The organism is Leptolyngbya sp. 7M, assembly GCF_018128485.1.
In genome coordinates this window covers 3,438,657-3,465,201 of sequence record NZ_CP070897.1, presented here as the reverse complement: position 1 = coordinate 3,465,201, position 26,545 = coordinate 3,438,657, and the positions used below count along the sequence as shown (strand labels likewise).

At 47.4% G+C, this 26,545-nt stretch carries 31 protein-coding genes; 15 read left to right on the top strand and 16 right to left on the bottom strand.

Annotated features, from left to right (window positions below; translation table 11 throughout):
* Positions 1-147: 147 nt before the first annotated feature.
* Positions 148-1,797: a hypothetical protein gene (locus JVX88_RS17290; protein WP_211628521.1), complete on the bottom strand. Its 1,650-nt coding sequence runs from the start codon at positions 1,795-1,797 to the stop codon at positions 148-150.
* Between the two features lie 179 nt (positions 1,798-1,976).
* Here JVX88_RS17290 and JVX88_RS17285 point away from each other — a divergent pair, with 179 nt between their 5' ends.
* Positions 1,977-2,207, top strand: coding sequence for a hypothetical protein (locus JVX88_RS17285; protein ID WP_211628519.1), 231 nt, complete (start codon positions 1,977-1,979; stop codon positions 2,205-2,207).
* A gap of 7 nt (positions 2,208-2,214) precedes the next feature.
* On the opposite strand, the gene JVX88_RS44175 is transcribed toward JVX88_RS17285, so the two are convergent.
* Genes JVX88_RS44175 through glyA form a run of 4 tightly spaced genes read right to left on the bottom strand, consistent with a single transcriptional unit; the run spans position 2,215 to position 4,752 of the window.
* Complete coding sequence (locus JVX88_RS44175) at positions 2,215-2,460, bottom strand: hypothetical protein (RefSeq protein WP_410503789.1); 246 nt, start codon at positions 2,458-2,460, stop codon at positions 2,215-2,217.
* Positions 2,445-2,993 carry an SDR family oxidoreductase gene (locus JVX88_RS17280; protein ID WP_211628517.1) on the bottom strand — a complete coding sequence of 183 codons (549 nt, stop codon included), beginning with the start codon at positions 2,991-2,993 and terminating at the stop codon, positions 2,445-2,447. Before JVX88_RS17280 ends, JVX88_RS44175 begins: the two co-directional genes overlap by 16 nt.
* Before the next feature lie 48 nt (positions 2,994-3,041).
* Positions 3,042-3,467, bottom strand: coding sequence for a peroxiredoxin (locus JVX88_RS17275; RefSeq protein WP_211628513.1), 426 nt, complete (start codon positions 3,465-3,467; stop codon positions 3,042-3,044).
* Complete coding sequence (gene glyA / locus JVX88_RS17270) at positions 3,457-4,752, bottom strand: serine hydroxymethyltransferase (RefSeq protein WP_211628511.1); 1,296 nt, start codon at positions 4,750-4,752, stop codon at positions 3,457-3,459. The genes JVX88_RS17275 and glyA overlap by 11 nt, the downstream gene beginning before the upstream one ends.
* A gap of 334 nt (positions 4,753-5,086) precedes the next feature.
* Here glyA and JVX88_RS17265 point away from each other — a divergent pair, with 334 nt between their 5' ends.
* From JVX88_RS17265 to JVX88_RS17230, 8 genes are all read left to right on the top strand, one after another.
* Positions 5,087-5,875, top strand: coding sequence for a lysozyme (locus JVX88_RS17265; RefSeq protein ID WP_211628510.1), 789 nt, complete (start codon positions 5,087-5,089; stop codon positions 5,873-5,875).
* 114 nt (positions 5,876-5,989) lie between these two features.
* Entirely contained in the window at positions 5,990-6,607 is a 618-nt protein-coding gene (locus JVX88_RS17260; RefSeq protein WP_211628509.1) for a lysozyme, read from the top strand.
* Between the two features lie 216 nt (positions 6,608-6,823).
* Positions 6,824-7,057 carry a hypothetical protein gene (locus JVX88_RS17255; protein WP_035999693.1) on the top strand — a complete coding sequence of 78 codons (234 nt, stop codon included), beginning with the start codon at positions 6,824-6,826 and terminating at the stop codon, positions 7,055-7,057.
* Positions 7,058-7,471: 414 nt separating this feature from the next.
* Positions 7,472-7,885, top strand: coding sequence for a hypothetical protein (locus JVX88_RS17250; RefSeq protein WP_211628507.1), 414 nt, complete (start codon positions 7,472-7,474; stop codon positions 7,883-7,885).
* Between the two features lie 122 nt (positions 7,886-8,007).
* Entirely contained in the window at positions 8,008-8,910 is a 903-nt protein-coding gene (locus JVX88_RS17245) for a sulfurtransferase (RefSeq protein ID WP_211628505.1), read from the top strand.
* A 795-nt stretch (positions 8,911-9,705) separates the two neighbouring features.
* On the top strand, positions 9,706-10,209 hold the full coding sequence (locus JVX88_RS17240) for an NYN domain-containing protein (protein ID WP_035997059.1): 504 nt from the start codon (positions 9,706-9,708) through the stop codon (positions 10,207-10,209).
* A gap of 30 nt (positions 10,210-10,239) precedes the next feature.
* Positions 10,240-10,788, top strand: coding sequence for a metallophosphoesterase (locus JVX88_RS17235; RefSeq protein ID WP_211628502.1), 549 nt, complete (start codon positions 10,240-10,242; stop codon positions 10,786-10,788).
* A complete protein-coding gene (locus tag JVX88_RS17230) occupies positions 10,677-11,849 on the top strand; it encodes a peroxidase family protein (protein ID WP_211628754.1) in 1,173 nt (390 codons plus the stop codon). Before JVX88_RS17235 ends, JVX88_RS17230 begins: the two co-directional genes overlap by 112 nt.
* 161 nt (positions 11,850-12,010) lie before the next feature.
* On the opposite strand, the gene JVX88_RS17225 is transcribed toward JVX88_RS17230, so the two are convergent.
* A complete protein-coding gene (locus JVX88_RS17225; RefSeq protein ID WP_211628501.1) occupies positions 12,011-12,451 on the bottom strand; it encodes an HPP family protein in 441 nt (146 codons plus the stop codon).
* Between the two features lie 36 nt (positions 12,452-12,487).
* Positions 12,488-13,765, bottom strand: a complete 1,278-nt coding sequence (locus JVX88_RS17220; RefSeq protein ID WP_263975599.1) for a DUF2254 domain-containing protein — start codon at positions 13,763-13,765, stop codon at positions 12,488-12,490.
* Here JVX88_RS17220 and JVX88_RS17215 point away from each other — a divergent pair.
* The 5 genes from JVX88_RS17215 (at position 13,699) to JVX88_RS17200 (ending at position 18,321) form a co-directional block, all read left to right on the top strand.
* Complete coding sequence (locus JVX88_RS17215) at positions 13,699-15,177, top strand: TonB-dependent siderophore receptor (RefSeq protein WP_211628499.1); 1,479 nt, start codon at positions 13,699-13,701, stop codon at positions 15,175-15,177. The genes JVX88_RS17220 and JVX88_RS17215 overlap by 67 nt on opposite strands.
* Positions 15,178-15,435: 258 nt before the next feature.
* A complete protein-coding gene (locus JVX88_RS17210) occupies positions 15,436-16,203 on the top strand; it encodes an iron-siderophore ABC transporter substrate-binding protein (protein WP_225931610.1) in 768 nt (255 codons plus the stop codon).
* Entirely contained in the window at positions 16,200-16,793 is a 594-nt protein-coding gene (locus JVX88_RS43110; RefSeq protein WP_317134653.1) for a sucrase ferredoxin, read from the top strand. Before JVX88_RS17210 ends, JVX88_RS43110 begins: the two co-directional genes overlap by 4 nt.
* Positions 16,763-17,242, top strand: coding sequence for a DUF1016 domain-containing protein (locus JVX88_RS17205; protein WP_317134652.1), 480 nt, complete (start codon positions 16,763-16,765; stop codon positions 17,240-17,242). The genes JVX88_RS43110 and JVX88_RS17205 overlap by 31 nt, the downstream gene beginning before the upstream one ends.
* Before the next feature lie 293 nt (positions 17,243-17,535).
* Positions 17,536-18,321, top strand: a complete 786-nt coding sequence (locus JVX88_RS17200; RefSeq protein ID WP_211628493.1) for a BTAD domain-containing putative transcriptional regulator — start codon at positions 17,536-17,538, stop codon at positions 18,319-18,321.
* A gap of 244 nt (positions 18,322-18,565) precedes the next feature.
* Here the strand turns inward: JVX88_RS17200 and JVX88_RS17195 are convergent, their stop codons facing one another.
* The 7 genes from JVX88_RS17195 to JVX88_RS17165 all read right to left on the bottom strand — a co-directional run bounded on the left by JVX88_RS17195 (position 18,566) and on the right by JVX88_RS17165 (position 22,574).
* On the bottom strand, positions 18,566-18,892 hold the full coding sequence (locus JVX88_RS17195; protein ID WP_211628491.1) for a hypothetical protein: 327 nt from the start codon (positions 18,890-18,892) through the stop codon (positions 18,566-18,568).
* Between the two features lie 8 nt (positions 18,893-18,900).
* Entirely contained in the window at positions 18,901-19,581 is a 681-nt protein-coding gene (locus JVX88_RS17190; RefSeq protein ID WP_211628490.1) for a hypothetical protein, read from the bottom strand.
* 261 nt (positions 19,582-19,842) lie between these two features.
* Positions 19,843-20,604 carry a rhomboid family intramembrane serine protease gene (locus JVX88_RS17185; protein ID WP_225931440.1) on the bottom strand — a complete coding sequence of 254 codons (762 nt, stop codon included), beginning with the start codon at positions 20,602-20,604 and terminating at the stop codon, positions 19,843-19,845.
* A gap of 99 nt (positions 20,605-20,703) precedes the next feature.
* Positions 20,704-21,042, bottom strand: a complete 339-nt coding sequence (locus JVX88_RS17180; protein ID WP_035997139.1) for a hypothetical protein — start codon at positions 21,040-21,042, stop codon at positions 20,704-20,706.
* A 284-nt stretch (positions 21,043-21,326) separates the two neighbouring features.
* Positions 21,327-21,707, bottom strand: a complete 381-nt coding sequence (gene petE / locus JVX88_RS17175; RefSeq protein WP_211628488.1) for a plastocyanin — start codon at positions 21,705-21,707, stop codon at positions 21,327-21,329.
* A gap of 85 nt (positions 21,708-21,792) precedes the next feature.
* A complete protein-coding gene (gene psbV2 / locus JVX88_RS17170; RefSeq protein WP_211628482.1) occupies positions 21,793-22,311 on the bottom strand; it encodes a photosystem II cytochrome PsbV2 in 519 nt (172 codons plus the stop codon).
* A 158-nt stretch (positions 22,312-22,469) separates the two neighbouring features.
* Positions 22,470-22,574: a hypothetical protein gene (locus JVX88_RS17165; RefSeq protein ID WP_317134651.1), complete on the bottom strand. Its 105-nt coding sequence runs from the start codon at positions 22,572-22,574 to the stop codon at positions 22,470-22,472.
* On the opposite strand from JVX88_RS17165, the gene JVX88_RS17160 reads away from it, so the two are divergent.
* Entirely contained in the window at positions 22,530-24,485 is a 1,956-nt protein-coding gene (locus JVX88_RS17160) for a zinc-dependent metalloprotease (protein WP_410503772.1), read from the top strand. The genes JVX88_RS17165 and JVX88_RS17160 overlap by 45 nt on opposite strands.
* Positions 24,486-24,724: 239 nt before the next feature.
* Here the strand turns inward: JVX88_RS17160 and JVX88_RS17155 are convergent, their stop codons facing one another.
* Together JVX88_RS17155 and JVX88_RS17150 are read right to left on the bottom strand one after the other, a co-directional pair.
* The gene (locus tag JVX88_RS17155) at positions 24,725-25,279 is read right to left on the bottom strand and encodes an NADPH-dependent FMN reductase (RefSeq protein WP_211628479.1); all 555 of its coding nucleotides are present in this window, start codon (positions 25,277-25,279) and stop codon (positions 24,725-24,727) included.
* A gap of 94 nt (positions 25,280-25,373) precedes the next feature.
* Positions 25,374-26,492: an isocitrate/isopropylmalate family dehydrogenase gene (locus JVX88_RS17150; protein WP_211628478.1), complete on the bottom strand. Its 1,119-nt coding sequence runs from the start codon at positions 26,490-26,492 to the stop codon at positions 25,374-25,376.
* Positions 26,493-26,545 lie beyond the last annotated feature (53 nt).

Here is a 26,545-nt window from a genome sequence, read left to right as displayed (position 1 = left end):
TAACTCAACTCTACTTTTGCATTTTGATCGAATTGAATTGTGCGCTTATCTCAGTAGGCTTTTAATCAGTAAATTTGAACTATTAGGAGGTACATCTCCACAGGCATTACCCTATACATTTTCTATCCTCAGAACACCTAAGATTAGTCAATGACCTAACCCAATTGAATCTTTAATCTTAAACCAGGTTTTTCTCATCTTCCAAAACTTACTAGTTTCCATGGCCTCAACTTCCGCTTGTGTCTGCTGAAGCTGTGATCGAGTTTGTTCTAGCTGTTGACGGAATTGCTTGCGCTTATTATCTACTCGCTCCAGTTTGCTTTGCGTCTTTTTCAGCATTTTTTTAGTTTGTTCTAATTCCTGACAGGATTGATGTAATTCGCTCTGGAGTTGCTGAGTCTGAAGTTGAGCCTCTTGCAGTATTGCTTGAACATGGAGCTGCACTTGCTCCTCAACTACATGAGGCTGTGGTTGCTCTTCAACTAATGATTGTTCAATCTGAATCGCAGCAGCGTGCTCTTTTAATTGTTGTAACTCAGCCTGAAATTGCTGCACCTGTGCTTGGGAGTCGTGAAGGGCTGTTTGAATCTGCTGAACTTGAGCCTCAAAGTGATGAGAGCGATCTTGGAATTTCTGAAGCTGCGCATTGGTCTGCAGCAAAGCTTCAACTAAATTAGGATCGGTTACTGGCTCAATTGTTAGTCCGTTGGTTGCGAAACTAACATATCGGACAGGAGGATCTGATTCAGCAACTTCAAGAGGAACAACTCGATTAGTTTTAAAGATGATTTTGGTGTAGGCGAAGTCTTCGCTAATCAATTCAGATGGGATTACTCCTGTTAATAGTGTTTGAACATTTTCGTTTGCATCAGTTACGTAAAGGGATTGCAATGGAATTGGTGTTCCTTCGACCTCTAGAGAGATAGATTCTTGAATATCAGCAGACATGCAAAATAAAACCCAAAAACTAATTCGATAGCTCGAACCGGGCTTTAGAGGTAGGTATAAGTAGGATGTTGTGTCAGGTCCTGCCCATCGTAGCCATGTTTTCAGGGAGTTGTTGTATTCTCGTGGATACCAACCAGAGAGAAATATAGGATCTGAAAATTTGATATTTAATCGCTCTAATTTCTTGTCTCCAGAATGCTGATGTTGAAAATGCTCCTCAAGAAAATCAGAGACAACTGGGCTGGTTTGAGGTTCTGGCTCAAACGGATCTATGTGGGTAGGGCGTTTTTCAGCATCAGGGGATAGGTCAAAATGATGCTTTTTAGCCCTCAGGCTTTCCTCCCACAGTTCTTGATAGCGCAATTTGAACTCAGCTTTAGCAAACTCATAGAGCGCAAGATCGTATTTATTAACGTCGCGAATGATAGCAATTTCCTCCGCTGAAAGAGCATCTGCCAACGCTTTAGCTCCAGTTTGGCCGCGGTTGAGATGGAGGTTGAATTGACGAGGTGCCCAATTTGCCCGATGGCATAGCAGCTCGATGGAAGCCTGCATTGATTCACATAGGCCAAAATGAAGTAAATCAAGCAAATTGCGCTTTGCTGCTGCTAGCATTTCATCGTCGCAGTTTTGCTTGGCCGCTCTTGTCCATAAGCTCAGGTGATCAGCGTCCTCGGCGTTCGTTGTCTGGCCATACTGCCCTGGCGCGACCCCAGATAGATATCGAACCTGTAGGTTATCGTAATACCCCAGATGCAGCTCCGATTGCAGCAGGTCTGCGATTCCGAGTTGAGAAGCGGCATCAATGTACTCAACCGAACGGGATTGGGTGACTTGATCCAGCAGCATACTCCGCTTTTGACGAAGATAATTATATTGGGAGATTTCTCGTTCTATCGGCTCTCGCAACCAAGTGACAATATTGGGCTGTTGGGGCAACGCTTGACAGAGGCTGAAGCCGAGATGACCGCTAAAGAACCGATGTTGAGCAATTTTCTCTGGATTTCTTGCTATCGGCGATCGATGAATTGTCACCCGAAGAACAAGAGGTATTCTTGCGGGGATTGACCAAAATGATCCGCAAGTTGCAGGAGCAAGGTGAAATCCCCATTTCCCAGATGTGTGTCACCTGCCGCTTCTTTCGTCCCAATGCTTATCCAGGCAGCGACCGTCCGCATCATTGTGCGTTTGTGGATGCGCCCTTTGGCGATCGTGATTTGCGGCTGGAATGTCCAGATCATGTTCCGGTTCAAAATTAGAAATTGTTCAAGTTATATCCTTCACTGTTATTTTTTCAGTATCTGAGCTAACTTGTAAACACTCTTGTACAAGGAACTGATGCCGCCGCTCGGATTTGGCTACTCGATAACCTGGTTCTTCTAGAGCGATCGTTTCTCCTGAATTAATTAGCAACCGAGTGACGAGATAGAGTGCTTGCTGTGCGCCATTTGTAATCAGAATTTGGTCAGGATTACAGTTGGTGCTGCGGGAGTCTGCTAAGTAATTGCTAATTGCCTCTCGTAAAGGTCTATAACCGTAGTCCGAAAAATTCCCAGTGTCTCAGACAGGGCTTCTATGGCGAATTTCGTTCCTGCATAGGCACCAGCAGTCACTCGAACCTTTGTGCCTAACACACTAGAAGTATTAATTAAATGCCCTCGTCCGACCGTTTGAAAGTGCTTTAGAGCTGTATAGGACATCCGAAAAGCCGCCTCAACATTCACTCGCACCATGTCACAAACGCGATCAATTGATATTTCATCAATAGTTCCAACTGTGAGCAAACCAGCGTTATTGAATACCACATCACACGATCCAAACTGCACGACTGCTGTATCAATTAGCTTTTGTGGCAACGTGGACTCCGTTATGTCGCCAGCAAGAATCTCTACATTCTTTAAATCCGAAGCCAACTGCTGTAGATGCTCAAGTCGTCGAGCTGACAGAACGAGATTCATACCTGCTGCGCTCAGTTCCCTGGCTGTAGCAGCACCAATGCCACTACTCGCTCCAGTGATGACTGCTGTTTGATTTTGTAGAATCATCAATCTGCTTATAAAACTGCAACCGTATCATATCTCCACCACATAGGGTTATGATCCGTTATTTTGCAACCAATCAATAACCTCATCCGCATTTCTGTCGGGTGGAAAGACTGGATAGAAAACCTTGATAATCTTTCCAGCATTTGTAATAAGCGTTAGTCTTTTGATAAATTGATTTTCCTCAATCTCAAATATGGGCAAATCGAGTGCTCTAGCAAAACTTAAGTCCTGATCGCTCAACAATTCAAATGGTAAATGGAGCCGCTTTACCGCTTCTTTTTGAGACTCTGAGCTTTGTGTGCTTATGCCAAAGACTCGTGCCCCTAAGTCAGTTATTTCTTGATAATGATCTCGAAAAGCGCACGACTGTGGAGTACACCCTCTCGCTCCAGGAATTTGATTCCATCCATTAGGGAGTAGTATGTCTGGCTGCCCCATCATTGGATAGCAGTAAATCACAAGATTAGCAAGCACTTGAGATCAACGCCAACGGTTTTTGATTGAGATGAGGGTAGAGTGGAAAAGCTTCACAGAGTTGGGCAACGCGCTGACGGCAGTGTTTCACGATCGCCGCATCATTTGGTTCCAAAAGGCGAGCACTGATAATCTTCCCAATTTCTGCAAACTCGACGCTGCCCATGCCACGAGTTGTGAGAGCAGGCGATCCTAGCCGAATTCCACTGGTAATCCACGGGGGTTGGGAATCAAAGGGAACCGTGTTTTTGTTGACAGTAATATTAATATCACCTAGCAGTTGATCGGCTTGTTTCCCTGTCAGTTTGAGTGGGTGCAGATCAATCAGTAGCAGATGATTGTCAGTGCCGCCACTCACAATTTTGATGCCCTGGAGTTGGAGTTGAGCGGCTAGAACTTGAGCATTTGCAACGACCTGCTGAATGTAGGACTTGAAAGCGGGTTGGAGGGCTTCGCCCAAGGCAACTGCCTTTCCGGCAATGACATGCTCTAACGGACCGCCTTGAGTACCCGGAAACACGGCTCGATCGAACTGTTTACCTAACTCCGGGTCACGACTGAGAATCATCCCTCCTCTGGGACCGCGCAGGGTTTTATGGGTGGTCGTCGTCACCACATCGCAATCGGGAATTGGACTGGGGTGATAGCCCGTCGCAACCAATCCAGCAATGTGCGACATATCAGCCAGCAAGTAAGCATTGACTTCATCAGCGATCGCCCGAAATTGCTGAAAGTCAATCTGGCGAGGATAAGCCGTGTACCCACAAATAATCAGTTGCGGAGAATATTGATGAGCCAGCTCACGAATCTGCTCATAATCCAGCATTTCCGTTTCCGGATGAACACCATAATGAATAGTGCGAAACAGTTTTCCTGAAAGATTGACGGGTGAACCGTGAGTGAGATGTCCACCATGAGATAGATCAAGACTGAGAATGGTATCTCCTGGTTTTAACAAAGCTGAGAAAACGGCAAAATTCGCTTGTGAACCCGAATGGGGCTGAACGTTTGCGTATGCCGCATTAAAGAGTTGTTTTGCCCGATCGATGGCTAACTGCTCAATCTCATCAATAAACTCACATCCACCGTAATAGCGTTTACCAGGAAGTCCTTCAGCATATTTGTTAGTCAATACCGATCCCTGGGCTGCCAGTACCGCTGGAGATGTGAAATTTTCACTGGCAATGAGTTCTAGATGATTCTGTTGTCGTTGCAGTTCGCACTGAATCAACTCAGCAATCACGAGATCAGTTTCAGTCAAGCAATCAAAGTTGGATTTAGGCATAACTTTCTTAATACAGTTCAAATCCGCACAGCTATTCGTTTGCCCCAACCAACCGAGGTTTAGGATCAGGATTAATACCTCGACTCGCACGATTGGCTAAGGTGCGTTGCCAATTTGTAGCAAGGAGTGGACAAAAAATTTAGAACTAGTTGGTCAGCAGTTTGGTTGAAAAGCGATCCGGCAATTTGGATGATTTTACTAAACGCGGTTGAACTGCCCTAAACTGCCCCGTACTGCCCCTATCCGAATTAGCTCTGAGTTCCGTATTCTGAATCTCAACGGAATTTACCCCAACGGAATTTACCTAAATTGTCTTTTCTTTGCATCACCGCCTATGTTGTCTAACATTTTAAGGATTGTTCCAACTGCTCGTACCGAGAAGAACCAGCCGCAGGCATTGCCAAAGCACCAGTTCTTTGCCGCTTGTCCAGATGCGCATACTGTTACAACTCATACTGTCACAGCAGTTGCACCGCAGCAAAGCCAATCTGAGCTATACGGTCATACCGCTGATGAGTCATACGGTCAAAACTCCAGCGATTATAGCGTGCAGCTCTCGCCGCCTCTGGTGACTCTACGTCCTCTTCACCAAGATTTTACCCAATCTCCTGGTTCTACCCCTGCTGTTACAAAGCCAGCCAGCTCCCTGCCGCCACATTCTCCTGTGCCGTTGCTTGAGCGCATCAATGATTGGGTCAACCACTGGTTAGACGGAACTCCCGATCACCCAGCCGAACCAGGAAGGGCAAACAGCACCCACCGAGCCATTGGATCGACCTGGCTAACCAAACCCCGCATTAACCAGCAAGGACTGGGGCTACTACGCCAATTTGAACCGCTGCCATCCTACTCAGAACAAACGATTCGAGAAATTGAGCAGGCAGTTCTGCGCCAGGTTAAGGTGCCGCTGACGGCCAACCAATTTTCGGCACTTGTTTCACTGACGTATAGTTTGGGCGAAGCCAACCTCAGACGCTCAACCTTGCTGAAGTATCTCAATACAGGTCGCTATCAAGCTGCGGCTCGTGAATTTGATCGTTGGGTTTATGTTGGTCCTAACCGTAAGCCGGATTTGGTGGTGCGGCGAGCTGCTGAGAGGAAACTGTTTCTACAAAGCGATTAGCGGGAATTGCCTAATTTATCAGGTTGATGACCTCATTTTTTCGTTGATTCAATCTACGCCGAGTCGCGAATCACTTGTAGAACTATAAAACGCTCAGGAGGAGGAAAAACTCCAATGGAATCTAGCAAATTGACCAAGGCCGAACCGACTCAAACCCAAGCACATTGGAATAGCGATCCCCTAGAACAAGCACTCCTCAGCACCCCAATCGGACTGATGGAACAGATGTCGGCCTCTTTGCTAGCCGTTGTTCTTAGTGGCATTAACCGCTTGAGTCACTGGTTTATTGGACAGAAGATTAAGCTAGAGAAAGTCAACATGCTTGACCGTTGTCCTCGTATCGATTCAATTGCTTTACCGATTAGGGTTGGAGCCAATGCTCGAACGAATCCCTACGGCATCGACATCATCAAACGCTTCGAAGGGTTTCCCTCCGATGTGGAACCAGACGTGAGAGAAGCAGAGCAGGCGGTAAAACGACTGGTTAATGTGCCGCTGACCTCGAATCAGTTTTCTGCACTCGTTTCCTTCACCTACAACTTGGGTGAAACTACCTTCCAGCAGTCCGATTTGTTGAGGCATCTGAATGCAGGCCGCTACAGAGCTGCAGCCAAAGAATTTGATCGCTGGGTTTACATTGGCTCTAGTCGGTTCGCCAAATTGGCAGCCCGACGAGTCGCAGAGCGAGGACTATTTTTGCGAGACGATCGGATAAATCATTGTGGACAATAAAGAAGAGTTGAGAGAATTAGATCCGGATTGGACAGGAATAGGGCACCGATAGTCAGTTTGCGATAGTGGGTTTACTGTGAGGTGATTGCGAGGTTACTGCGAGGTTACTGTGGCGGGCATCTAGCCCGCTTTTGTGTATTCAGTTATATTAGTAGCGTTGGCTATATTGTAAAATATGCACTCATGCGCTTTGTAAAGCATTTTGTGAGGCATCCTATGTCTGAGAGAATCCAACGAACTGTTCACCAAACTCTGATCAATGCACTGACGATCTTGGCGAAACAGGGAGATGAGCGAGCAGCCGAGGCGCTGCAAGAAGTTCAGGCTACCGACTACGAGATTATCGAGAATGAACCCGACGAGCACGTCGAGATGATTTTGAAATACTCTGATGGCACCTATCTAGTCACAGAGCAAGGGGCAAGCTTTTTCCCAGCTCAAGAACAATGATCTGACTATCAAGATCTGACTACCAAAATTCCATTCTAGTCAGGCCTCCACGCTCAACAGGTACATCAGTAACAGATGCAACGGATAGAATCAGGATGATGCAGTAAATTGGCGATCAGTTAACAATCCAGTCGCTCATCTCCTATTTCTAGATGACCAGATGATTTTTGAGGCCAGATAGTTTTTGATCTGATTCGCTGACTTCATCAACCAATCTTCGCTTTTCTGGACCATCCTTTGTCAACGACCCAAAACCATTGTTTTTCCATCAGTTATGACAAACTTTGCCGGTATCAATCAAGATATATTGACATTGGCTATAAAACTTGAGACAAATTTTAGAATGTCAAGTATACACAATTGGTCAAATTAGCAATAGAATAATCTCAAGTAATTTACTCTCAGTATCTAAAAATGGCAAAAACGGCAGCAACCCGCAATCGACCCAAATCGGCCAATGTCTCTAAAACCGCCATTGACCAACTCGGCTCTATGTTGCAGGATCTCTCTGAAAAACCAAAGGCAGAAATGTCTTTGCGAGAAGCAATTGATGAACTGCGTGGGCCAATTCAAAGCGCGATGGCTAAAGGGTATAACTACGAAGACATCGTGAAAATTTTGGCAGAGGAAGGGATTCCCACCACCGTTACCACTGTGAAGCGCTATATTTCCCTGGGTAATCCTCCCAGACGTAAATCGTCAGGCAAAACTCGGGCAAAGCGTAGCCGCACTGCATCGGTCGAGGCTGAAGTGACAGAAGCTCCTGCAGAATTTACCCCACCGCCTACGGCACCTCCCCTTACCAAGGGGAGGTTGGGAGGGGTCTGATAATAAGCCGCTTCACAAAAAATTGGTATTAGTTTGCAGTAAAGCATTCAGTACGGCACTGAGAGATCAAAGCTATTGACGTAGAGGATATTTACAGGGAATTTCCAGGGACAGAAACCGTGATGGCAGATACGGAAGAAACAAAGACCAACCAGACTCGAGAGGCAAACAGCTCACCTGTCGTCACTCGCGAGTGGCTTTATCAGCAAGTAGCTCAAGGCCAAAATGCGGCATCGGTTGTAGTTGTGGACTGTCGCTTTTCCCTTGCTGACCCAGACTTGGGGCGGCAACAGTACGAACTGAGCCATATTCCAGGTGCCTATTATCTCGATTTGAATCAGGATTTGTCGAGTCCAGTGCAGCAACATGGTGGGCGGCATCCCTTGCCTGATCCAGTGCAGCTAGCGGAGAAGTTGAGTGCGATCGGAGTTCGTTCCGGGCCAGAACCCACCTTAATCGTGGCCTACGACGATTCGCGCTTGGCCTTCGCAGCTCGGCTCTGGTGGCTACTGCGCTACTTAGGACATAATCGGGTGGCTGTTCTAGATGGCGGCTTTAGCGGTTGGCAGGCGGCTGGCTACCCAGTGACGGCGGATTTGCCCCAGCCCCAACCCGGTCACTTCGTGCCGCAAATTCAGGCCGATTGGACGGTCAACATCGAAACCGTAAAAACCTACAAGGATTTGCCCAACGTGATACTAATCGATTCTCGTGAGGCAGAGCGCTATCGAGGTGAACGCGAACCCATCGATCCAGTGGCGGGACACATTCCAGGTGCAGTCAATTATCCCTGGCCAGAGGTCACCGATGAGCAAGGGTTTATCCGGCCTCTGTCTCAGCAGCAGCAGCGTTGGGCTAATTTGGGAGCTGAGGCTGTAGCGGAGACCTCTACGCCTGCAGAGCTGATTGTCTACTGTGGCTCTGGAGTAACGGCTTGTGTCAATTTACTTGCTCTAGAGATAGCAGGAATATCCCATGCCAAGCTTTATCCAGGGAGCTGGAGTGATTGGTGTTCCTATCTGTAAACAGCAGTAAAATGCCCGTTCTGCAAATTTGGTTACTGCCACTATTACTGCCACTGTTGCTGCCACTGTTGCTGCCACTATCGGGACTGTCTAATTCGGTTGACCGACTTACCACTTCGTACAGCCACTCTATCCAAGATATTTATAGAGGTCACTCAATGAAGTTTATAATTCTATAATATTTAGAGATCGCTCTATGTTCTGGATAATCTTAAGTAATTAGATTTTCCAAATATGCTTCTAATGTTTCTATATTGTTATGTATTGCAGCATGAAAATTGACAGGCCGAAATATCTGAATTTGCTATTGTTCAGCCTATTGTCCAGTCTCTTGTCAACCTGTTGTTCAACAGAGCCAGCAACCAGCACAGTAAGTCGATAGCGGCTAAACCCAACATCGGCTCTTTCCCATCGGTGCATCTCACTTGCTTAATCCTAACTCTAAATCAATTTTTAGTAGGCTTCGGAGCCAAATTTTTAGGGAAAGAAAGCAGCCAAAGATGACTGAATCGAGGCTGAATTGAGATTAAATTGGGCTAGTTCTGAGCTAATTCCTCCCACTGGAGAAATTAAACTGAAAATCCCAGCCTAAGGGCGTAATATCGTAATTTCGTTCTCTTTAAGCCTCCCTAAGTTAGAATGGCGAGGTTGTGATTTTGAGGGTAGATAAAGCAATCAGGAAGGCCGTTTTGATGAGTTGTCTATTCAGGATAAATCATCAAACACAGTCAAACTAAAATCATTTAATTGAGTTACTGCTAAAAATATTAAGTCTAAATTTTTGGTGTTATTACTATGAACCGTCTTTCGATTTTTGTAGACGGGAACAATATGTTCTACGCGCAACAGAAAAATGGTTGGTTTTTTGATCCAAGGCGGGTGTTGGAGTACTTTACCAACGATCCAGAAGTGACGTTAGTGAATGCGTTTTGGTACACCGGGATCAAAGATCCGCAGGACCAGCGAGGATTTAGAGATGCGTTGATCAGCTTGGGATATACCGTCCGCACAAAAACGCTAAAAGAGTACACTGACGAAACCGGCAGAATTTCGCAAAAGGCGAATTTAGATATCGAGATTGTTGTCGATATGTTCAACACGGTGGATCAGTATGACCGGGTGATTTTATTCAGTGGCGATGGCGACTTTGAACGAGCGATTGAACTCCTGCGCTCCAAAAATACGCATATCACAGTTGTTTCCACCGAAGGCATGATTGCGAGAGAACTGCGTAATGCTACAGATCGGTATATTGATCTCAACGATATTCGCACTCAGATCGAAAAAACTGATTTTTAGCTGTTCATCCTGTTCAAGCTTGCCAATATAATGACTTTCGACCATTCTCAAGCTCAAGTTTCACCAGCCCAATTTTCACCAACCAGCGAACCAACCAGCACACCAACCAGCGAACCAGCGAGCTGCACGATTGCCGTGGTGGGGGATGTGCACGACCTCTGGGATAGCGGCGACGAGAGAGCACTTCAGCATTTAGGTGTTGATTTGGTCCTCCTGGTAGGAGACTTTGGTAACGAAGCGGTTGATGTGGTACGGACTGTAGCCCAACTCTCTTTACCAAAGGCAGTCATCTTGGGCAATCACGATGCTTGGTTTACAGCCACCGCTTGGGGACGAAAACTGCGCGGTCTCGACCCAACTGACCGAGTACAGCAACAGCTTGATTTGCTAGGAGATACCCATATTGGCTTTGGTAAACTTGACTTTCCCCAGTTTGGCCTCACGGTGGTAGGCAGTCGTCCCTTTAGCTGGGGTGGTTCCACCTGGAAAAATCGCTCGTTTTATCAGCAACGCTTCGGAGTGGATGGATTCGAGGCATCAACAGCCAAGATCGTCCGTTCGATGAAGCAACCGGACTAGACCAAACCGGATTCAACGAAAATTGGTGGTTTGGCCTAGCAACCCTGCATAACCTGTTTGTTCGAGAGCACAATACCCTCTGCGATGAACTAAAGCGCCGCTATCCCAACTGGAGCGATGACGACCTCTACCACCATGCGCGGCTGATCAACGCGGCCCTGATGGCAAAAATTCATACCGTCGAATGGACACCTGGTATTTTGTCGCATCCTGCCCTGCAAATCGCCATGAACGCCAATTGGTATGGCATTCTTGGTCAACAGGTCAAGCAGTTGTTTGGCCGAATTGGTGACGGTGAAATGCTGAGTGGCATTATTGGTTCACCCACTGATCACCATACTGCTCCCTATTATTTAACCGAAGAATTCGTTTCAGTATATCGCTTACATCCCCTGATTCCAGATGAATTTGATATCTATTCGGTTGACGATGGCCAGTTGCTGATGCAGCAGGATTTCTTCCAGGCGTCAGGTAAACGGACACGAGCCATGATGGAAAAAATTTCCTTGTCCGATTTGCTTTATTCGCAAGGAGTCACCCATCCGGGAGCAATTACCCTGCACAACTACCCACGCTTTTTGCAGCAGTTGGTCAAGGACGACGGCGAAGTCTTTGATCTGGCGGCGATTGATATTCTGCGCGATCGTGAACGGGGTGTACCGCGCTATAACCGCTTCCGCGAGCTGATTGGTCGGGGCCGGGTCAATTCGTTTGAAGAGATCACCAGTAACTCGGTTTGGGCCAAGGAAATGCGCCAAGTCTACAACAACGACATCGATAGCGTAGACCTGATGGTGGGCATGTTTGCTGAGGATCTGCCTGAAGGGTTCGGCTTTAGCGATACAGCATTCCGGGTGTTCATTCTGATGGCCTCTCGGCGATTGAAGAGCGACCGCTTCTTCACCAAAGATTACCGGGCTGAGATCTACACCCAGTTTGGTCTCGACTGGATTGACCAGAATACTATGCTGACCGTTTTGCAGCGGCATTTCCCTCAACTCAAACCAGCCCATTTTGGCGTCAGAAATGCTTTTGCTCCCTGGCGTCCGGTGGGTATCTAGTGGCCATCTAGGCTGCAACTTTGGTTGCGCTACTGTAGAAGGAGCGGGGAGCGCAATTGTGCTGGCAGGCTTTTAAGCCCAAAATGTCTGTACAGTGCAATGCTCAATCTCCCTTCTAAGATAGATGCAATTATCATTTGCCTTCGGTTAGATCAGTTAAATCAAATAAATAACACCAGGTTACTTTCGTTCCCAGCCCGTAGAGCAAAACTCAGGGATGTGGCCACGGCGGGTGGATGGACCGCATCGAGTAAAATCATCAGCACAATTGTGATGACCATCGCAGTTCCAGCAGCGACATATCCACCGCCAAATATCAAATAGGTGAAAAATCCAATAGTGGCAGCCATTAGTTGTGATGTAATTAGGGTGCGAATCGAATTGGTACCATGCTGCGGATCGAGATAAATCAGAAATGCACTCGATGCTAGCGAAGCAAACAGCAGCCGTTGCCGACTTAACACTTCTACCAGCGCCAAGACAACCAGAATAATCAGGGTGGGAGCGAGGGCCAGCATAAACTCACCCTTGAGGTTTAGACGGCGTCGCAGTGAGCGGTTGGCTCCCTTGATCGGTTTGAGGCTTGAGCGGTCATGAGTCATCGGCTTGGAGGTGTGGTACTGAAGGAGGGTGAGGGTTCATCGAGTTTCGCTGCTCTTCAGCGCCTTAATTACCCGCAGGTAGCGTTCTTCCACGTCGTTGCGGTCTTGGGCTTCAGGAAGACCTTCGCGGCTGCCTTGGTAAATCATCTCAGTATGACGGTGCAGCGCAGCTTGGTCATCAGGACGATGGGTAAATGCGGCAATGGTTGAGATGGCTTCTAATAGTCGGATCGTCACCGCGGCATCCGAGCGACTGTACTGTCGGATTTGATTGAAGGCAGCATCCACGAGTTGCCCAAATAAAATGGGTTCAACGATTACCCGCAGTTGACCCTCTCGATCAAATCGATAAGGAGATGGGATATCGCGTTGGGCTAACTGGCATAACCCATCTGTGAGTCGATCAATACACCGAACTGCTGTAAACGGATCATTAATTCCAGGAGAAATGGCCCGCAGGGCAATCTCAACCAATTGATCAATAGGAAATTCTACATCCTGCTGCTCGGTTCGTTCCTGTCCTAGGATCAATGCATTATTAATTAAATCAAACAGTTGAGGCTTGATCCGTTCACCGGGATACACCAGGGCTAGTTCACAGCCTTTCACCATAAACTTGCCAGGACGAAACTTGATTTGTAAAAGCAGATTGTGTTGACAGGCGATTTTCATCAACGTTTCGTTATCGATGGCCTGCAAATAGCCGCTGTGTTTCGCTGGAATTGAGCAGGCCGCCGTTTCAAAGTCTGGCGGGATCTGCTTTAACCATGCTGTAGGCTCCGGTGCATTGTGGCCCAGTTTTTCTGGGAACAGCCGATCGATTGTGGCGGTCAAATCCTGACTAACTTCTGTAATCACATGGGAGGCTTGAATGATTGTAGAGGCATGGTGAATGAAGTAAATCAATACACCGATGCTGACAATTGCTAAAACAATTCCCACTGTCACCGAGAGCTGCGGCACAAAGAAATCAAAATCTTCTCCTCGAATTGTTCGCAGCACTAGCAAACAGTAAATAAACGTAGAAATAAACGTACCGAGAACAAATTGATTACCGGTATCTTGCATGAAGTTGCGCAACAGCCGTGGACCAAAATTGGATGATGCAAGCTGTAACGCCACGATGGTAATTGAAAAGGCCGTAGCCGCGACTGTCATCATTGAACCTGCAATGGCGGAAAGCAGAGCGCGTGCTCCCTCTGGGCCTCCAGTATAGAGCCAGTTCCATTCATCAAAGTTGACCTGCTTTGTGCCGTCGAGGTGACGGGTTTCGTGACTTTGATCAGGGGATTGAGCGTATTTTTGTCGCTCCAGTGCTTCTGTGGCGAATTGGCAATCGCACAGATTTATTCCTTGAGTTGGAATATCTCAACGATGAGCGCCCCTTCGATCGAGGGCTACTTGCCATCGGTGATGGTACTGTAGATATTCCATTCAGTCGCATTTTAGGGGAACCAGATGATATTGCTAGAAACGAGGAGTTCTCTATCGGCTATCGTCTAGAGCATCGGTTGAGTGAAAACTGGAGAATTCGGAATGCATTTCGGTTTACAGATGCCTACCAACCAAATCGCAGGGCTGAACCAAACAGTTTTGATGAAGGTACAGGTATTCTGACTAGAACCTGGGAAGATCAGGAATATTTCGTCAACGGGTATGCCCTACAAACAAACATCGTTGGTGAATTTTCTACTGGTTCGATCGAGCACACGCTGCTATTCGGGATTGATTTGGAACGGCAGGCGTATGATTCTGAAGCGTTTAGCACTGATGCTCCTAGCATCAACATCTTTGACCCAGATTATGGAGTGGCATCTCGTCCTCAGCAAGATGAGTTTCCTACAGAAGCCGGAATCTTCAATGAACAAATCGATGTGCTGGGAGTCTATCTTCAAGACCAAATTACGCTGCTCGACAACTTGAAATTGTTACTGGGTGGACGATTTGACATTGTAGATCAGCGAACTGAACTGGGCGGCAGCTTTGGAGAAGGAGAATCTCAGCAGCAGGATGAGGCATTTACGCCACGTATAGGGCTAGTCTATCAGCCGATCGAGCCATTGTCCCTTTATGCCAGCTTTAGCCAATCGTTTGCACCCAACTCAGGCAGAACTGTTGACGGTTCCATTCTTGAGCCAGTGCGCGGAACCCAATATGAAATTGGAGTTCGGGGTGAATGGCTGGATGGCAGACTGATTACCAATCTAGCAGCTTATCATTTAACCCGAAGTAATGTGGCTGCAACTGATCCAGATAATCCAGATTTTAGTATTGCGATTGGAGAGCAACGAAGCCAGGGAATCGAATTGGATCTAATTGGAGAAATCCTTCCCGGTTGGAATGTAGTTGCCTCCTATGCCTACACAAATGCTGAAATTACCAGAGATAATAGCCCCCGCGAAGGAAATCGATTATTTGGCGTACCAGAAAATGCCGCGAGTTTATGGAGTACCTATGAGATTCAATCCGGTAATTTGCAAGGATTGGGGTTTGGGCTAGGGGTATTTTTTGTCGGTGAGCGACAGGGAGATGTGGATAATTCATTTCAAATTCCCAGCTACGTTCGTACAGATGCCAGCCTGTTTTATCGAAGAAATAATTGGCAGGTGGCAATCAATGCTAAAAATTTGTTTGATGTCAATTACATCGAGTCAGCCGCCTTTAGAACAGCGGTTAACCCCGGCATCCCATTTACAGTTCTAGCTACGGTATCAGTAGAGTTTTAGGGATCTATGATATTGATTCAATTCCAGTGGAAAGAGTACAAGAACTCCCTCATGCAGGCATTGAGATGGTCCCATTATTGGTTGTTCACTCTCATACTTGTCACCATCTGTTTCATTTCAGCTTGTATTCCTCCGTCCTCTCGCAATTCTCTCTCTTCACCCTCATTAGCAACTCCACCCAACTGTCGAATGGTACGGCATTCAATGGGTGAAACCTGTGTTCCACTAAGACCGCAACGAGTAGTTACTTTGGATGGTGTGGGTAATGCTCTAGCGTTAGGTATTGTGCCAGTTGGGAGTTGGATTAATCCAATAATTTCGTCACACCTCAAGGATAAAGTTGCAGGCATCGCACATGTTTTCTCTGCAGGAGAACCCAATCTTGAAAAGATTCTTACGCTGAAGCCTGACTTGATTCTAGGCAGTTCCTATCAAAGAGCAATCTATAGTCAACTTACCCAAATTGCACCCACCATATTAGCTGAATATCAAACTAATGAAGATTGGAAACGTGTCTTGATTAAACAGGCTGAAGCACTTGGAAAAAGCCAGGAAGCTGAACAGCTAATAGCAGATTATGATACTCGATTAGCGCAATTCAGGATTCAAATGGGAGACAAGCTTCAGCAAATTCATATCTCAGTCGTGCGAATCTACCCAGAAGGGTTTGCGCTGTATACAAATGATGGATTTGCCTCTACAATTTTGCGAGATGCTGGATTGGCTTATCCACCCGTACATGACCGCTATGAAAATACACTAATTCCCAAAGAGCGCATTCAAGATATTGATGCCGATATCATTTTGATTTGGTCTTACAGTAATAGCCCTGCTGATGAGCAAACAATTCAATCAACCCTAAAGAATTTAAAGAATGATCCCCTCTGGTTACAGCTTCATGCCGTTCAGCAGGGGAATGTTTACAACGTGCCAAGTTATTGGATCGGGGACAGCATTCTAGAAGCAAATGCCATCGTCGATGATTTGTTTAAGTACTTGCTTGAGAACACAGAACTACAGTCATGACTCAAATTGACATCATCAAAGAATGCCGATTTTGCTCTGAAGTGTCCAAAGCCAACGGCGAAGATCCAATTGGCTCTGCTGGCACCTACGGTCAGTTCCTCTTCGTTGAAATGCCGGAACCCTGGTCAGCAAACGCGGTTTACGAGCATCCTCAGCTTGGTGTGATTCACAAAATGGCAAAAGCGTTACATCAAGAACAGGGCATTAGCGCTAGAGTCTTAGCGATCGTTCCTGATTATGACTCACACCCCAATCAAGCCCGCATACTGCACTATCAGCGACCAACTGAACGCTTTGCTCATTACGAGAAACAAGAATTCCTGATTCCTCAAGAGAAGATTATCCCGTTGGCAACGGCGCTCCTGAAGCAATCGGATCAGCTATCTCAGTTTGAGCACTACCGACAAGCAACCAGTCACATTCGAGACATGATGCTTTGTACGCATGGCAGTTACGATCTCGAAACTTTGAGCAAACCCTACCGCCAGCTCAGTCGGATCTGGCCCATCAGCTTCTCAAGGACCCCTACAACTTCGATTTCCTCAGCTTGGGCAAAGAGGTGCAAGAGCGCGATCTGGAAAAAGCTTTAGTAAATCACATCCGTGAGTTTCTGCTGGAGCTAGGCGTTGGTTTCGCCTTTGTCGGCAGCCAATATCATCTAGAAGTGGGCGGCGAGGATTTCTATATTGATCTATTGTTTTACCATCTGCGATTACGCTGTTTTGTTGTCATCGATCTGAAGATGGCTGAATTCAGGCCGGAATATTCGGGCAAGATGAACTTCTATGTCTCTGCTGTCGATGATCTACTGCGCCATCCAGACGACCAGCCAACTATCGGCATGATTCTGTGCAAATCGAAAAACAAAGCCGTAGCAGAATACGCCCTGCGCGATGTCAACAAACCAATTGGCATTTCCACCCACCAAATGCAAGGATTGCCAGAAACGCTGCAAAGCAATCTTCCCACAGTGGAGCAATTAGAAATGGAGATGAATGCCGTCAGCCTGGAGGTTCCAGCTCAAGAGGTCGAGGCGTAACTTAGGGTACATTTAACAACGAAATGAGTAGAACTAACCCAGCATTAAACAAGTAAATGTACCCTAACTAAGTCATTCATCCAATTAAACAATAATAGAGTACGAATATACTATTTGCGGTGGGCAAGACACTCGCACTCCCTTGATCGTTTCATTAAGCTGATCATTAAGCTGAATGACTTGAAAACTAAATAAAATTAATCCGACCTTTTCTGACCTTTTCCGACCGACAGATATAGATCGTTGGTTTAACCTAAAACTAAAGGTCCAAGTAAGCCCCCCTAGAAAACGTCATGATTGACATCACATTGAACTTGTTAGGGCCAATAGAAGCTACGTTAAACGGCCAGCAGATCACCTTCCCCTATGAAAAGCTACAGGTGCTGCTGGCTTATCTAATGGTAGAATCTAACCGGCGTCATCACCGTCAACATCTAGCGTCACTATTATGGACCGATCAGGATGAAGCAGATGCCCGCAGCAATCTGCGCAAAGCCCTATATATACTGCGCCGTCTGCTAAACAGTTCACCCAGCGATGCTCCACTCTTTTTTGCGACACGCAACACTGTTCAGTTTAATTTTAGAGGAAATTGCTGTAGACTAGATACCATCATATTTACAGAACAGATACATTCCTACCATCAATATGTGCTTCAGCCTAGTATGTTTTATGCAAGCCACATATCCAACCTAGAGCAAGCTATAGCCCTATACCGAGGACCCTTTCTCGGTCAAGTCCGACTACCAGATAGCAAAATTCTCAAAGACTGGGTGATGTTGCATCGCCAGTGTTTCCATCAGCTTGCCATGGATGCCTGCACTAAGCTAATTGGCTATTACGAGTCTCGGCATCAAGATAAGGCACAATATTATACACAACGCCAGCATGAGTTAGAGGGATGGAATGAAACAACCCATCAACACCTGACTCAAACTTCAATCTCTAGAAAACACCATACGTTACAACAGGGTAACCATCACGAGGTTGGGAACCATAAACCAACTACCCAAGCGGAAAAAGCAGAAAAAGATGGCGATAAAACGCAATCTGCCAAAAAGCTAGTGCTACTAATCTAACTTTGATTGGACAATCTACTTCAACTTTCACCGGATTATATCTAAACCTAACTTCCTTCGTTCTCTAAATCGAACTTATATTTCATTTTACTAAACTGGGGTATATGCCAAAAATATTCAGTAGCCTATTTCCTAAGATATTTAGGATGAAACTAGCTTTTAAAAGCCTCAGCAATCCTTAAGCTTTTGGTTTAGCAGTAAACAAAGGCATATCTCGACTTTGTTTAGAATTTAATGAGAATGCTCACTCCTCGGTTGGCTCACCTATCTGCGAAGGTCTGACTCGACCGAGGTAAACGCTTTTGTGAGTTTTGCCATACCAATAACGTAAGTAACGGTAAGGGCCATAACCATTAATATACTTATCTTCAAAACTGCCTCTTCCGCCGCGAATGCCTTTTCGTTCCAAAGCAATTTGTTTACGGCTCTGTTTATCAGGTTTTTGCTGAGCTGCTTCTGCCTCTTCCATTGCTTGCAGAATGGAGATTAACTCCAACCGCTCCCCTCGTGAGAGCTGGGCAGCTTGAGCTGTGATGGTTTTGAGAGTGGGTACAGCTTTGGTGCGAGGCATGGTTGGTTTTAGTTAGGGTACATTAAGAGGTACTTTTCATGTAGTTCTGGACTCAAAATAGCCCCTAAGTTTCGCTTGTTGGCTTCCTCTTTGCTCTGTTTAACTAGAGGTGCTCTAAGGTTTTTATTGGGTTGAGTACGGGCTGCAGTAGGCTGTGCGTTATTTTGTGAGTTTGGATCATCTGTATTTGGATCATCTGTATTTGGATCATCTGGGTTAGCCTTGTCCGGTGTTGATCCAGTCAATGAATGATCTAGATCTAATATATCTAGGGGTGGATCAGAGATGCTAGCGCTACTTGTGGAGGTAACGGAGGTCGGGGATGAACTGTTGGTGTAGATGGCGTCTCGGGTTTGCCAGTGTCTGAATATTGCATCTCGCTGATCGTTTGGCGGATCGTACTGATACACACGCAATCCGCCCCGGCGGCCATCAATGGTTTGATCTCGCCGGATGCAGGCTAGCTTCAGGCCCAATTTACTCAATAGTGCTTGAATAATTTCGATTGGCGTCATGCGGTCTGAGACGGTCAGGTTGAATAGCGTTTTAATATCCTGACTGTGCTGAATGCAGAAGTTGGCAATTTGCTGCACATCGGCATCAGTGGCCCGAACTTCTCGCTGAGCGTCGAGCAGATTCAAGATCTCTAACCCTTTCAAAACTTCAACTTGAGCGGTCAGTAGTCGCACATCTTGCAGAGCAACCTTGCCGTTGCCGCGCTCCAGATGCCCCCCTGCGAGACGGACAGGGTTTAGCGGCTAGTTTTTACGAACCCTCTGGGCTAAGCATTGCTGGCGACTGGCTGTTTATTGCCGACACCAATAACCACACGATTCGGCGCGTCAATCTGAAAACGCTGACCGTCAGCACCCTAGAATTTCCTGGGCTATGCGCCCCTCAAGCCTGTTTTGATCTAACCTGAAATTAAATTCACTGTAGAAGCCCTACCTCTACAAGCTCGTCGTATCCTCGGAAAAGGTTTTCGTGCCTGCACTTGAGAATAACCCAAAGATTGGCCCCAAGATTGCTCCTACGACAAAACCACCAGCGTGCGCCCAGTAGGCAATCCCCCCGTTTTCCATACCAATATTGGCCGGTGCACCCAAGCTAGCAAAGCCATAGAGCGCCTGTTGGATAAACCAAATCCCCAAAAACACCACTGCCGGTACGCGAAACGTGAAAAAGAATAGGAAAATTGGCACAAGTCCCAGGATCCGGACTTGTGGGAAGCGCAATACATAGGCTCCTAACACACCCGCAATCGCGCCACTTGCTCCCAGCGAAGGAATGCCAGAATTCGCCGCAAAGAAATACTGGGCCAACCCAGCTAAAATACCGCACAGTAGATAAAAGACCAGAAACCGCACATGCCCCATCTGGTCTTCGACATTGTTACCAAAAATCCAGAGATACAGCATGTTACCGCCTAGATGCAGCAGACCAGCATGGAGGAATTGCGAGGTAACCAGCGTTACGGCTTCTCCCGCAACCGAATAGCCTGGGACTCCTTGAAGACTAGCCGTCAGCTCTGCCGGTACAACCGCCCAACTATGAAAAAAAGTTTCTAGGCTCGGCCCCATCAAACTAGCTTCGTACAAAAAGGCCAAAATATTTAGGATAATCAGCCCGTAGGTAACGTAAGGCGTGGTTTGGCCTGGATTTTCGTCGCGAATTGGAACCACAGCGATGCCCTCAATTGTCGATAAAAGCATTGTAAGGGGAGATGAGATCATTCGGAATCGCTGGCGCGTCCAACTTCTGACAGATCTTGAATTGATTCAAAACTTAACGTTATGGCAACTCTGGGCCAGCTACCACTCTGCACAATCCTGCTGACTCAAATGACGCGCAATCACAATCGCTTCTTCAGGCGTAAACCGAATGGGTATACCGGGTTCCCACGATTCCACATAAGTACGCCGAAAAATTCCTTCGCAGGTGAAGCTATAGGTCTGCTGAATCCGCCATTGAGGAACATCCCGATAGCGATAGTGAACTAGAGTGAGAACGGCTAATTCTAATGACGAATCAATCGGCAGTTCTCCTTCCACCTGCGAAAAATCGTTCAAACCTGTCAGACCTCTTGCCTCACGCCGCTGCTGCTCCTTCAGACGGTTGAGCAACACTTCTAGGCTATCTGCTTCACCCATATTTTCCTTGAGCGCAAAAATTAATACATAAGTACTAAAAGAATAGTACCAGAGGTGCAGGCAAGGGAGATAGTATTTGCAAAATTTTCTGCGGGGTTGGTTGGCGAACTGCTATTCAAACGAGATAGGGCAAGAATCAAATCTTACTCAGGTGCGGTAAATGCCTAACCCAGAGACGACTTAACTCTTGCCCTATTCTGCTTTTTCGTGTTTTTGAGACCAGTTTGCTACCACACGGCGTTCAAACTCTAATCTAGAGTTTCTACAGCAAAATTATTGAACAACTATTGGACAACAACTTTGCCAGCCATGCCTGCTCCCCGGTGAGGAGAACAGTAGTAGCTGTAGGTTCCTGGCGTATCGAAGGTGACTTCGTAGGATTCACCCGGCGAGAACATCAGCTGATCGTGAGACTTATTAGCCGCATCCCCTTCAAACACGATGTTGTGGGGAGGGAGTTTGTTATTGACCCACTTAACAGTGTCGCCCGCTTTGATCGTTACAGTCGAAGGCTCAAAGGCCAACATACCGCTGTCAGCACCCATTTTGACGGTAACGGTATCAGCAGCAGCAGGAGAAACTGCCATGAAAAAGCTGCCAATCACCAATACAACCGCACACAGGGCGAGACTTAAACTCCGCGAGACAGAAGAAATCAGTTTCATGAAATACCTCGGAGATTTAAGTTAAATTCATTCTCACTGAAAATTTTATCTTGAATGCTACCCTTTACCATCCTGACTACCCTTTTCAAAAGGTAGTATTTCCCCAACCGGGCGCTTTTTGAGCTGAGCGCAAAATGAACGCAGAGACATTCTCGGCCTCTTCCTGCGACAGCCAACTCTCTGGCACCTGACGGCAAGCATAGGTTTCTTCACTACCGTCGTAGGTCATGGGCTGCCTTAAGAAGGTGACCAAGTTCAAAACCATATCGCGAGGAGGGGTAGCCCCACGCAGTGCCTCTAGCGACAGGGGCACTGTGGGATTGGGCAAGGTTGTGCCGCCAACATGACAATTCTTGCAATTGTCCTCAAAGAACCGCTTCCCGGCTGACATCTCTGCTGCTGAAAAGACGCGAGTCTGCCCCTCGGCATTCATTACCAACGACACAGGTTCTTGCACATCCAAATAGCGGCGGACATAGGGATCAACGTTATTTGCCTTACTACTTGCCCAACTTGGCGAGCCGAAGCCGAACAAGCCGCAGCCAACAAATAACAGAAATGCTGCAAAACGCAGACAAACGTTACGCCCAGGCAAAAATGGCATGGCAGGGCAACAACCTACTTCTAACTTTGATGTTCAGCCTAATGATGTTTAACTTGTTCTAAGCTAGAGCAGCACAGCAATCTTAATGTCAGAATGCCGTGCTGCAAGGACTATCCTATTACCGAAAACCCGTCCAGATTTTCAGCAATAGATTGGGCTTAGTAATAGATCTTGCCGCCGCCCCATTTCACACCAACCACCTTCGGTTGCAGCAGAATGTGCCCCGCAATCGCAACAAGGTCATCCTCAGTCAGGTTACGCATCTTGGGGAAAATCCGCCAGGAAGTGCAACGGTCGTACTGCACCATAGCATGGTAAAACTTCCGGAGAATCCGATGATGCCGCGGCTGTTCGACGAGCGCGTAGGATATTTTTCGGTTACGCAGATGGACTACGGTCGTCCCGAGCATCGGGCCCAGCAGCGTCGCTACATAACGCGTTGGCGCTTGGAAAAAAAAGATCCGAATGCTGAGCTATCAGAACCTGTAAAGCCGATCATTTACTATATCGACCGCGCGACCCCGGCATGGCTTGTACCGTTCACCAAACGTGGAGTTGAAAAATGGCAGAAAGCTTTTGAAGCCGCTGGTTTCAAGAATGCGATCATCGCAAAGATGGCACCGACGAAAGCGGAAGATCCTGAGTTCCATCCAGAAGACGCGCGCTATTCGGTGATCCGCTGGCTGCCCTCAACCGTTGAAAATGCTTCGGGCCCGCACATCAACGATCCGCGGACGGGCGAGATACTTGAATCCGACATCCAAATGCATCACAACATAATGAACCTGCAGCGTTCATGGTATTTTCTGCAGGCCGGAGCCGTAGATCCGCGTGTTCATAAGCTGCCGATGCCGGATGACCTTATGGGGACGCTTGTTGAATACGTGGTCGCACATGAGGTAGGGCATACGCTCGGCTTCCAGCACAATATGAAAGCGAGCTCGATGTATCCTGCGGAGAAAGTGCGTGACCGCGAATGGGTGAAGAAGAACGGGCACGTTGCCACGCTTATGGATTATTCGCGGTTCAATTATGTCGCACAGCCCGAAGACAATATTGACCCCGATGACCTGGTTCCACAGATCGGCCCTTACGATGTTTGGGCGACAATGTGGGGATACAAACCCATTCCCGGAGCAAGAACGCCCGATCAGGAAAAGCCGATGCTTGACCAGTGGGCACGCCAGCAGGACGAAACGCCTTGGTTCCGTTTTTCGACGCAGGGGTCGGCCGGAAGCGATCCCGGTGAATTAACGGAAGCGGTCGGCGATGCGGACGCGATCTACTCAACTACACTAGGGCTTCGGAATCTGCAGAGGATCGCAAAACTTTTGGTGCCGGCAACCTCGCAGCAACGTGGGGAGCCCTACAATGACCTTAACGAACTCTACGGGCGTATGATGGGGCAATGGACGCTTGAGATGAATCACGTTGCGGCCATCGTCGGAGGATTTGATTCGCAGCAGAAACATATCGGCCAAAGCGGCGTCAGATTCAACCTCATACCGAAAGCCCGGCAGGTGGCAGCCGTAAAATTCCTCAACGAGAATGCATTCAAAACGCCGGAGTGGGCGATCGACAAAGAGATATTAAGGCGCATTGAACCGATTGGTGCGTTGAACCGAGTTAGAAATGCTCAGAATAGCGTGCTGAACAATCTGCTTTCAAGTGCGCGCTTTGCACGGCTGGTCGAACAGCAAACGTTGGATGGTTCAATGGCGTATCAACCTGCTGAGTTCTTGGCCGATGTTCGCAGCGGAGTATTCAGTGAACTTTCTTCGCCGCGTCCGGTCGTTGATGCTTACAGGCGGAATCTCCACAGGGCCTACTTGGATATAGCCAACACGAAGCTGAATGCACCCGCTCAACAGACGCCGCAGGGGCTTCCGCCGGGATTTGCGGCGATGTTCATATCAAGCGGCGATGAACGAGCCTTTTATCGTGCGGAACTTCAGGCGATAAGCAATTCGGCTGCTTCGGCAATGGCCCGAACCACAGATAAAGCAACGCGGGCACACCTTGAGGCGGTTCGCGATCAGATCGCAAAGATACTGAATCCGCAATTCGCCGGCGTGGCCGCACCCGGTGTGAACGTCAATAGGCAAGCTCTAGAGTTTTTGGAGCTTTACTACAACCCAACCTCTTGCTGGCCGGATTATAAGATCGATCCGTGATCATCTTTGTCTTTACTCCATTGTGCGGGCGGCCCGGCTGCCCGCTTTTTTGCCGAATCATTTGGGTAAGATCGATGTGTCCCTTCGCCGAAAAGGTTTGATGTATCGGAATGGCGGCAGCCTAAAAGAAGGCACACACATCTTCAGACGGGTTCGCTAGGTAACAGGCCCGGCGAACCCTGCTGACATCTATATTTCAAGTGACGGACCAACCCTAGGTTCCACAAATGACCGAACGGTTACGCAAACCGCTTTGCGTGTTCGATCAGGGCTTCAAGCATCATACGGATGATCTTCTGTGTGCCTTCGTGAATAAGTTCGCCGCTCTCATCGAACTTTTCTGCACAGTTGTTGATCATTACCTCCGGCTTGTTTATCGGATGCATGTCAAGGAATACCATTATCTGCCGAAGGTGATACTGCATTCTGGCGGTTCCGATCGCGCCCGGCGAGGCTCCCATTATTGCCGCCGTTTTTCCTTCCCAAGCGCTGTCTCCGTAGGGCCGCGAGGCCCAGTCAATGGCGTTCTTAAGAACACCCGGCACCGAATAATTGTATTCAGGTGACGATACCAGGACGGCATCAGCCGAACGGATCGCCTCCTTAAATTTCGTTACTATCTCAGGCGGATCCTCGTCCTGCCCCTGAATAAATTCAGGAAACCCCGCAATGCTGAATATCTCTATTTCGGCACTCTCAGGACACAGCTTTTTGGCCGCGTTCAATGCATAAGTATTGAATGATCCCTCACGGAGGCTGCCCGATATGCCCAATATCCTTATTTTTTTTGTCACAAAAAAGTCCCCCTTGTTTGTCCGTAATCGTTGACGTAATTCGTTAATGCTTATCGGAAGTATATCAAACTTAAAATGCCAACTTCCGCGCACATCATTCATTTAGTCGTACAGGAGTTGAAATGAACCCGGAAACATCAATGAATCCCAACAAAGCCCTTTGGGAAAAGGGCGATTTTGCTCGCATTGCCGCAAATATGCGCGAGAGCGGCGAGCAACTGGTCAGAGAGGTCGGGGCGGGACCCGGAATGACGATACTGTACCTTGCACCTTGGGATAGAAGCTGGTCCTGCGCTTGCAGAATTAAATTGGCGGCGGCCTGTTCTTCCCATTGCTGCAACATCATAACAATACTGTTGATCATTCCAAGTGGGTTGGCAATTCCTTTACCGGCAAGATCAGCAGCAGTGCCGTGAATCGGTTCATAAAGGCCGAATCCATCTTCGTTCAAGCTGGCTGATCCCAACAGGCCAACCGAGCCTACCAACGCTCCACCGATATCACTCAAAATATCGCCAAATAGATTTCCAGCTAAAATCACATCAAAATGCTGAGGCTGCATCACTAACTGCATCGCCAGATTATCAACCAACATGTACTCAACAATTACATTGGGAAACATCAGCGCCTCTTCGGCCACAAGTTGGCTCCAGGGAATATGGGGCAACGCATTTTCCTTATGGGCGACTGTTAGCAAACCCCGTCGATAGTGAGCTTGACGTAGGGCGACTTTAGCAATCCGGCGAATCTCCCAATCGTAGTACTGCATTGTGTGATAGCCATACTCTCCGTTGCTATCCATTCCTCGCCCCGATGGACCAAAATAGATGCCGCTCACCAGTTCTCTTACAAATAGAATGTCAACGTTCTGCAATTGTTCCGTCTTCAACGGCGAGCAATGAAACAGGAAAGGAGAAGGGCGAACTAGGCGCAAATTGGCAAATAGATCAAACTGTTTGCGTAGCTCTAGCAATCCTCCTTGGGAAACAGCTCCAAATACAATGCCATCGGATTTTCGACAGAGTTGCCCGGTTTCCTGGGGCAAAGCACTACCACAGGCGGCTAAGGCCGGTGGACCAATTAGCGCCCAGTTGATCTGAACGGAGAAATTATGTAACCGCGCTGCACAGTCAAGCACCAACAGCGCTACACTCATGATTTCTGGACCAATTCCTTCACCTGGTAGGGCAACCACACGATACTGTTTGCTCATTCAAACCCTATTCCTTTTTGCTTAGCGCTTCTAGTTCTGCTGCTATTACCTTC